Raw genomic sequence first — 8,369 nt, 5'->3', positions numbered from 1 at the left:
GCTTGATATCTCGCAACGCCGAAGCCCACAGCGTCAGCGTATCTTCAACTGACGCGCCACCAATCATCAGATCCCGAATCATGGTCGCCCATGGATTCAGAACCTTCAGGAAGATGCAACTGTAATGTTAGTACCTGCAGCAAACCCGGCGATCGGTATTGTGGGCGTAGCGTGCTATGGCTTAAGCACAGTCGGACCGTACTTGGAGCACTACTCAGGAATCCAAGTTCGTGATCCTGGCGGGCAGACCGGCTACTACATACCATACATCTATGTGACAACGAATGATGCAGCGCTCGCTTCGGGGGTCCTTGGTGCTCCAAAACAAGCTGGCGCACATCAGGCGCGGCCATGCTTCAGCACCAGCCGGCCGGCGATCTGCTCCGGCGAATGTCCCGTCGCAAGGCTTTTGCCCACGCATTTGCGCAGGTCTGACTGGCGCGCCAGCTTGAAGCGACAAATCGCTCGGCCGAAGCTTGTGAGCCCCGTCGCGGCTAGATCCACCTGCGCCGGTGTGGTGATCGGCCATCGTCTTGTGGACTTCCGTCTGGCAGTGCCACCTCTTAAAGGACGGGCATTTGCATCGTCCGAATAGGCAGACGGGCTTCCGGCTGGCGCGGATGCATGCATGGGAGAGCCACGGCAAAATCTAGCTGCCTTGCACAGCGCCTGGTCCGTGCGCTCAGCCTAGCGCTGAGCCGACGGGGAGTGGCTGGCCTTGACTTTAAGCCGCCTGGAAGTGCAATTGTGGAACGGCCGCAACCAGCTTCCTCGTATAGGATTGCCGAGGCCGTAAAAATACATCGTCTGCTCCGCCGACTTCGACGGCCACGCCATGATTCATGACAAGAACACGGTCGCTCAGGTGGTGCACCACGCCGAGATCATGCGAGATGAATAGATAGCTGACGCCCAAATGAGCCTTGAGATCGCCAAGCAGATCGAGAATTTGCGCCTGAATGGATACATCAAGTGCCGCGACCGGCTCGTCACACACGATGATCCTGGGGCGCGGAGCAATCGCGCGGGCGATCGCAACCCGCTGACGTTGACCGCCCGACAGTTCGAGTGGGCGCCTTGTCCTGAAGCTCGGTGACAGCCCCACAAGATCGAGCAACTCGCTGGCCTCGGATTGTCGACTGGCTCTGTCGAGGGGATCTCCGCGGCGTCTTGCCAAGGCATCATCAATGACGCGCTCGATGGTCCAGCGTGGATCGAATGAACTTAGTGGATCCTGGTAGATGACCGAGATATCCGATCGCCTTCGGCGCCGCTCTTTCTCAGTCGCAGAAGTCCACGGCGCACCTCCGAGTGTCACGTCGCCTTCATCAGGCATTTCGAGCGCGAGCGCCATTCGTGCCACGGTCGTCTTCCCAGACCCTGACTCTCCGACGATGCCAAGCGTCTCTCCATGGCCGAGGTGAAACGAGACGTCATTCACAACAGTACGCAGCTCGCCATCCGGCCCACGAAAGCGCTTGACGAGCCGTTCCGCCTCAAGCACGGGCCTACCAGGCTGTGCGATATCCGGTTTGGCCAGCGCTCTGACCTCTTCACCTTCAGCCGAGACGAAGCGCGGCGCCTTAGAGGACGAAAGACGGCTTCCGCGTGACCGGACGGATGGGATCGCCTTGAGAAGACCCCGCGTATATTCATGTCTCGGATCGCCAAAAATCTGTTCTAATGAGCCATGCTCGACGATTTCGCCGTGTCGCATGACAATAACTTCGTCGGCCATCTGCGATACGACGGCGAGATTGTGGCTGATGAGGATCATAGCCTTGCCGCGCTCGCGGGTTTCGCTGAGCAGATCCAGGATTTGAGCCTGGATCGTAACGTCCAGCGCCGTCGTGGGCTCATCTGCGATCAAAAGAGCTGGATCGAGAGCAATTGCCGTCGCAATCAAGGCTCGTTGCCGTTGTCCTCCTGACAGCTCATGTGGAAGCTGCCGCGCCTTGACGGCCGGCTCGGGCACGCCCACGAGCTTCAGAAGCTCAACCACCCGTTCGGTCAAGTCTGCGCGTGCCCTGATTGCACGGTGAACACTCAGCGCTTCACCGATCTCCTTGCCAACCGGTCTTAGCGGATCGAGCGACACAAGCGCGTCCTGTAAGACGAAACCGATGCGCTTGCCGCGCAAGGCTCTCCATTCCTTGTCACCTAGGCCATCGATATTCTTGTCCTGAAAAGCCAGGCGGTCAGCCTGGACATGAGAACGCGCCCCGGTAAGACCAACCAACGTCCGGGCCGTAACGCTCTTGCCTGACCCCGATTCACCGACGATCGCGACACACCGGCCTTCCTCAACCGCGAAAGAGACCCCCTTTACAACATCTCGTCGCGAATGCGCCGGCCCGAAGGAAACGTTGAGGTTTTGTACCCCGAGCAACGGGTTGCTAGCCGCGGGCGATGTGGCATTTTGCCGGAAGGAGGCTGCGGGATAGGTCACGTTCATAGAAGCTCAATCCTTCCTTCCAGGCGTTGCTGCACGTACTGGCCGACAACAGTAACTGAGAGTGCGAAGGCAGCGATGGCAATACCGGGCATGACCTCGAGCCACCAGGCATAGATCACGTAGTTACGCCCGGCATTGAGCAGCGCGCCCCATTCCGATGAGGGGGGCGCAACTCCCAAGCCTAGAAAGGAAAGGCCGGATGCCCAAATGATGGCTTGCCCGACACCGAGCGTGAACATTGTCGCAAGTGGGCTGATTGCGTTGGGGAGAATATGCTTGAACAGGATGCGTCTCGGCGAGTGGCCTAGCGCCTTTGCCGCCTCAACATAACCGGTCGCTTTAACGCTCAGAACCTGCACCCTCACCATCCGCGCATATCCGGGCGATGTTCCAAGGCCGACTGCGATGACCAGCGTCGGGACCGAGGTGCCCAACAACGAAACGAAGAGAAGCGCAAGAAACAGAGTGGGGAGAGCGAACAAGGCGTCGAACAGCCGGCTGAGCACATTGTCGATCCAGCCGCCAGACAGGCCCGCCGTCACGCCGAGTGCAAGCGCGAGGGCAAGGCTGAGCGCAGTCGCACCTAGCCCAATCGAGAGAGACTGACGTGTCCCCGCCACGATGCGGGAATAGAGATCCCGTCCGGACTGGTCCGTCCCCAGCCAATGCGTCAAGGAAGGGGCCTTGAGAGGTGACGTCAGGCTCAGCACTAAAGGATCATGCGTCTGAAGCAGTTTCGGCTCAATCGCCGCGATGAGGAAGAACGCCATAAAGAAAGCCGCGACATAGACCCGAACCGGAAACCTACGGGCGCCCGTCAGCACTCTTGCAGTTATGAACGCTTTTGCATGTCCGGCGGAGCTAGTGGCGAAACTCATGCCTCTTTCATCCTGGGATCGACGAGCTGCACCGTGAAATCCACGATCAAGCTGGTAGCGACAAACAGCGCTGCTGAAACCAGAACCACCCCCGAGACGACCGGGACATCCCGTGTGGACGTTGCTGCAACAAGGACGCCGCCCAGCCCCTGGCGGCCGAAGACCGCTTCGATCAATACCGCGCCGGAGAGCAGCTTCCCTATGATCCAGCCGGAAAGCGTGATCCCCGGCAAGGCAGCATGGCGCAGAGCGTGACGCAAACGGACACTGAAATCTCCCGTGCCGCGCATTCTCGATGATGTGATGAAAGGCTGATCAAGAACCCGCGTGAATTCACTCAGGACCGCTTGACCAAGGAAACCGTAGATTTCCAGGGCCAGGGCCATCGTCGGCAGAACGAGGCCCATGAGCGTGTTGCCGCCGACGACAGGAAAAAAGCGAAGCTGGATCGCGAAAACGACCAGCAGGATTGTCCCCAGCCAATAGGGCGGCAGTGTTGCGAGGAAGACCTGAAAGCCGCCTAGCGCCTTGGACCATATGTTGTCACGCCTGGCAAAAAGAACGGTTGTCGTGATGGTGATGATCCAAGCAGTCAACATCGCGGCAAAGGCGAGTGCAATCGTCGGTCCGATCTGGCGCGCAATCAGGTCCGTGACAGGTTGATATTGAACGTAAGACTGCCCAAGATCTCCGTGCATCACATCCCTTATATACTTTCCGTATTGCACGATGACGGGTTGATCGAAGCCATATCTGGCGTTGATGGCGAGCAGCTGGTCCCGAGGAATCTCTCCCACGTTTCCGGTATTTGCATTGAAGATGATCTGGGCGCGTTCTCCGGGCATCAGAAACTGCACAAAGAAGGTGAACGTTGCCGCAGCCCAGACCACAATCAGGCCGGACAAGAGCCGCCGCGCCAGCCAAAAGCTTCGATTGCCTATCGTCTTCACCGCATTCATTTCTTGCCGGTGAAATATGCGTCCGAGAAAACGGGCTCGCCCACCGACCCGCTGTCGAGCCAGATGTCCTTCACATTATCGGCCAAAGCGAGGGTGACATCCAAAACCGTGTAACTCAGGGACGGCGCGTTCTCGACGATCCGCCGTTCGGCCTGCTGATAAAGCGCGATGCGCTGCGCCTTGTCAGCGGCCTGTTCGGCCTTCTGGATGATGTCCCACAGCGGCAGATCCTGATAGCGGGATGGATTGAAGGGATTGCGCACACCATTCAGGTCGGGCTTGTACGAGATGCGATAGATCTCGGCGCCGGGCGCAACCCAATATAGGGGAACGATCTCGTAGTCATTTGGACCAAGATTCTTTCCTGCCCAGAAATCAGCCTGGTTGGTCGGCTGGAGCCGCACATCGAACCCTGCAGCCTTCGCTTGCTGCTGGATCATCTGCAGGACCTGATCGCCATCCGGAGGCGAAAAGGCGTTGGTGTAGGTGATGCGTATGATCAGCGGCTTGCCGTTCTTGCTGCGGATGCCGTTTGCATCGCGCTCCGTCCAGCGGGCCTCATCGAGCAGCTTGTTCGCCTTCTCGAGGTCATAGGAATAGGATTTTGAGAGGTCGCTGACATATTCCGGGGAACTTTGGCTCAAAGCGAAATTGCCCTCATAGGGCAGCGAGCCGAGAAACGCCGCTTGCACGGCAGCACGCCGGTCGGAGGCGTAAGCAAAAGCCTGCCTGACACGCACGTCGTCGAACGGCGGTCTCTCCGAGTACAATGCAAGCCGAAGCGGCGTTCCGCCCGTGAGGTGACGCACGACCTTGAACCGGGAATTGGCGTCCTGCCAATTGACGGCCGGGATATGATAGACAACGTCGGATTCGCCGGTCAGAAGCGAGCCGTAGCGTATCGTGGGGTCAGCAAGAAAACGCCACTCAATTCCTTCGACATAGGCCGGGCCTTGATGCTTGGCAGTGGCCGGCGCCGAACTATAGTTTGGGTTTCGACGGAATATGACGTTCTTGCCGCGGTTCCATTTCTCCACGATGAACGGACCCGAACCGACCGGGCTTTCGCAGTTCACGGCCTTGCCACGCTTCAGCCCCGTCGGCGATAGGATACCTTGCGAGGACTGCGCAAAGACATTCAGCAGCGGCTCGAATGGCGTCTTCAAGGTGATCTTGAGCGTCAGCGGCCCGGTCGCCGCCGCGGATTCGAAGACGCCCTTGAGATAAGGGCCGGCTGTGGGGTTCTCCAGCTCCGGATTGTCGCTCAGCCATCCATTGATGTTATCGACGACCGCCTGGGCGTCCAGAGACGTCCCGTCCGTGAACTTGACGTCGGGCTTGATCTGGAATGTGTAAGTTCTGCGGTCATCCGAAATGGTCCATGCGGTCGCAAGCCAAGGCAGGATCCTGCCGTCTTCAGCCCTGGCGACCAGATTGTCACTGAACTGACGCTGAAGGTACCATTGCTGCACCCAACCACCATAAAGGCATGGCGGCTCCTGGAAGTGTCCATACCGGATAATCCCGCCGGATCGCGGCTTGCCAGCCGACGCGTCTTCCGCCTGCACGGCATCCGCTTTCGAAAGGCCAGACATCGTGATGGCGATGATTGCGGCGCGAGACGTCAGACGACGGTTCAGAATTTTGAGAAGAAACGTCGAACGAACGGCAGCCGGCTTAGACATGATAAGCTCCGATTGTGATAAAGGAGAAGCACTCAGGCGGCGGAGACCTGGTCGGTGGGCTCGCCCTGCAGTGGAATGCCAAGATGCTCGCGCAGCGTTTCGCCGCGATAGTCCGAACGGAACAAGCCGCGCCGCTGCAGGACGGGAACAACATGGTCGACGAACGCAGGCGTGCCGTCGGACAGAACATCCGGTATGACGTTGAACCCGTCCACCGCGCCAGCCCGGAACCACTCTTCGAAGGAAGCGGCAATCTGCTCCGGCGATCCGACCAGCACCCGGTGACCGTAAGCAGGCGCCTCGACGATGATCTGGCGGACCGTTTTGCCGGAGCGCACGAGCGCTTCCACAGTGCGATACTGGCCGATGGAAAAAGCCGCGTCCGCATGTCGCGGCAGTAAGTTGGGGTCGATTGGTTCGTCGATCTTCAGCCTTTCGGCAGGAATACCGAAACGACCGGACAGCGCATCAAGGGCAACGTCAAAGTTGATAAGTTCGTCAAGCTCTGCCTTGCGCTTGATGGCTTCCTCTTCCGTTCCGCCAACGAACGTGACGACGCCCGGCAGGACAAGGGGCGCCCTTCGTCCATGTTGAGAAGCAAACGACCTGAGGCGATCGGCCTCGCGCAAGGCGATTTCCAAATTGCCTGTCGATGAGAACACGGCATCGGCGCTTCGCGCCGCAAACTGAAGCCCTTGATCCGATCCGCCGGCTTGGAAAATAACCGGCCGCCCCTGTCTTGAGCCCGGATGTGTCAGGGGCCCACTGATGTCGAAAAACTCGCCGGCATGCCTCGTCGTCCGCAGCCTGCTCGGATCACCAAACCGCCCGGACGCTTGGTCCAGAATAAGGGCGCCTTCTCCCCAGCTATGCCAAAGGGTTCGCACGGCCTCCACGAATTCTTCAGCGCGGCGATAACGGTCATCACGGGATTGCTCGTAGCCGCCGAAGCTCCTCGTCGTATAGACATTGGATGTCGTAACTGCGTTCCAGGCCGCGCGGCCGCCACTGACAACGTCAAGCGACTGGAATCGGCGCGCGAGGTTATAAGGCTCGTTGTACGTGGTGGATGCCGAGCCGATCAGACCGACGAATCTTGTTTCTCGTGCGATGCTGGCAAGCGTAATCGTCGGCTCGATGCCATTGAGGGGCGGGGTTTTGTCGATTGCCGGATTGAGCGCTGGCGTGTCGGCGAGGAAAACCGCGTCGAGCTTTCCACGCTCGGCGAGCTTTGCGGCTCGCACGTAATGCTCAATATCGTAGAATGCCCCAGGAGGATTTCCGGGCCACCGCCACGCTGCTGCATGTCCCCCAGCGCCATGCAGGTTCAGGCCAAGGTGAAGCTCACGTTCAAGCGGCGACGTCATCACGCGATATATCCGCCACGGGTAATGGTAAGCCGGAAGCTCAAAAACGTCATCGCACTCTTCTCAATCTTCGGTAGCCATGAGCGCGTCATGGCGCTTCAACATTGTTGAGGAGCCGACCAGCGTCAACCACGCAGGAAAAATAAGAATGCCTGTTTCGCTTCGTGCCGCCGGATAATTGATTTTTGTTGGGGATGCATCACCGCGCGGAATGATAAACTCCGTAACTGAGAAGTCCCATCTTTCTGGTTTGCAGTCGCATAGGTGGAGCGACGCAGTCCAACCTGTGCCCCGTGCAAAACGATTGTATCTCAGGCGCATGCCTCCCGGAACTGAAGGGCGCGATCGTGTCGCAATCAAGCGTACGCGTTTTGATGTTCAGGACGGAAGCCGCTCAGAATTGCTGCTCGCCCTGGCCTGGCAAGATGATGGCGCCTCGTGCTGTGAAGTTTCTAGATCACCAAAAACCGAGCCATCATCGGGGCAAAGAGTTGCAAGAGATCACCGATCAGCTGTCCGTATCGATCGGTTCTGCTCGTTAACGTTTTGGGCGTGCGCCGGGGCGCATCGCCTTGAGAGAAGTGGCACCCGCAGGAGCGTGAGCATAGTGACGCTTACGCGGGACCAAGTGGAGCGACGAGACCGGTTAATAGGGCCCCAAGTGGCGATGGCTTGGGTCTTGATCCGGTCGCACTCCTTCTCCGAAAAAGAGGTCGCCGGCCCGCTGCGCCATGCGAACAAAGTGTGCTGTCGGCTCGCCTTCCATCAACCCATTGCGAGAGAACTGGCAGCCCCTATGGCGAAGTTGCCTGCTTGCATATTGCTGTACAATCGGCCGGTTCCATCGTCGGAGCCATCGTATCGACTGTAATACTGCTAAAACATAATCTGGTGATTGGGCTTTCTGAATGTCCGATCCGTCGAAATAGCCTGTTGGAAAAAATATAAAATCGATAGCGAGAGATCCGAAGACTTCCCAGCCCTCTTCGAATGCCTTTGAAGCCTAATCAGTTCTGGTCGTTTTC

Annotated in this window: 6 protein-coding genes; 1 reads left to right on the top strand and 5 read right to left on the bottom strand. The window is 58.5% G+C overall.

Going from position 1 to position 8,369, the window contains the following annotated elements; translation table 11 throughout:
* Positions 1-124 precede the first annotated feature (124 nt).
* Positions 125-595 carry an acetoacetate decarboxylase family protein gene (locus I6F36_RS37995; protein WP_225173225.1) on the top strand — a complete coding sequence of 157 codons (471 nt, stop codon included), beginning with the start codon at positions 125-127 and terminating at the stop codon, positions 593-595.
* A 129-nt stretch (positions 596-724) separates the two neighbouring features.
* Here the strand turns inward: I6F36_RS37995 and I6F36_RS37990 are convergent, their stop codons facing one another.
* From I6F36_RS37990 to I6F36_RS37970, 5 genes are read right to left on the bottom strand one after another with little or no spacing between them, the layout of a single operon-like run.
* On the bottom strand, positions 725-2,455 hold the full coding sequence (locus tag I6F36_RS37990) for an ABC transporter ATP-binding protein (RefSeq protein ID WP_225144784.1): 1,731 nt from the start codon (positions 2,453-2,455) through the stop codon (positions 725-727).
* Positions 2,452-3,333, bottom strand: a complete 882-nt coding sequence (locus tag I6F36_RS37985) for an ABC transporter permease (RefSeq protein ID WP_225144783.1) — start codon at positions 3,331-3,333, stop codon at positions 2,452-2,454. Before I6F36_RS37985 ends, I6F36_RS37990 begins: the two co-directional genes overlap by 4 nt.
* Positions 3,330-4,292, bottom strand: a complete 963-nt coding sequence (locus I6F36_RS37980; protein WP_225144782.1) for an ABC transporter permease — start codon at positions 4,290-4,292, stop codon at positions 3,330-3,332. The genes I6F36_RS37985 and I6F36_RS37980 overlap by 4 nt, the downstream gene beginning before the upstream one ends.
* Positions 4,289-5,977, bottom strand: a complete 1,689-nt coding sequence (locus I6F36_RS37975; protein ID WP_225173224.1) for an ABC transporter substrate-binding protein — start codon at positions 5,975-5,977, stop codon at positions 4,289-4,291. Before I6F36_RS37975 ends, I6F36_RS37980 begins: the two co-directional genes overlap by 4 nt.
* A 32-nt stretch (positions 5,978-6,009) precedes the next feature.
* Positions 6,010-7,344: an NtaA/DmoA family FMN-dependent monooxygenase gene (locus I6F36_RS37970; RefSeq protein ID WP_225144780.1), complete on the bottom strand. Its 1,335-nt coding sequence runs from the start codon at positions 7,342-7,344 to the stop codon at positions 6,010-6,012.
* Positions 7,345-8,369 lie beyond the last annotated feature (1,025 nt).

Source organism: Bradyrhizobium sp. BRP19 (assembly GCF_020194195.1).
GTDB classification, from domain to species: Bacteria; Pseudomonadota; Alphaproteobacteria; order Rhizobiales; family Xanthobacteraceae; genus Bradyrhizobium; species Bradyrhizobium yuanmingense.
The sequence above is the reverse complement of the archived record's forward strand: the minus strand, read 5'-3'. Positions and strand labels throughout refer to the sequence as shown.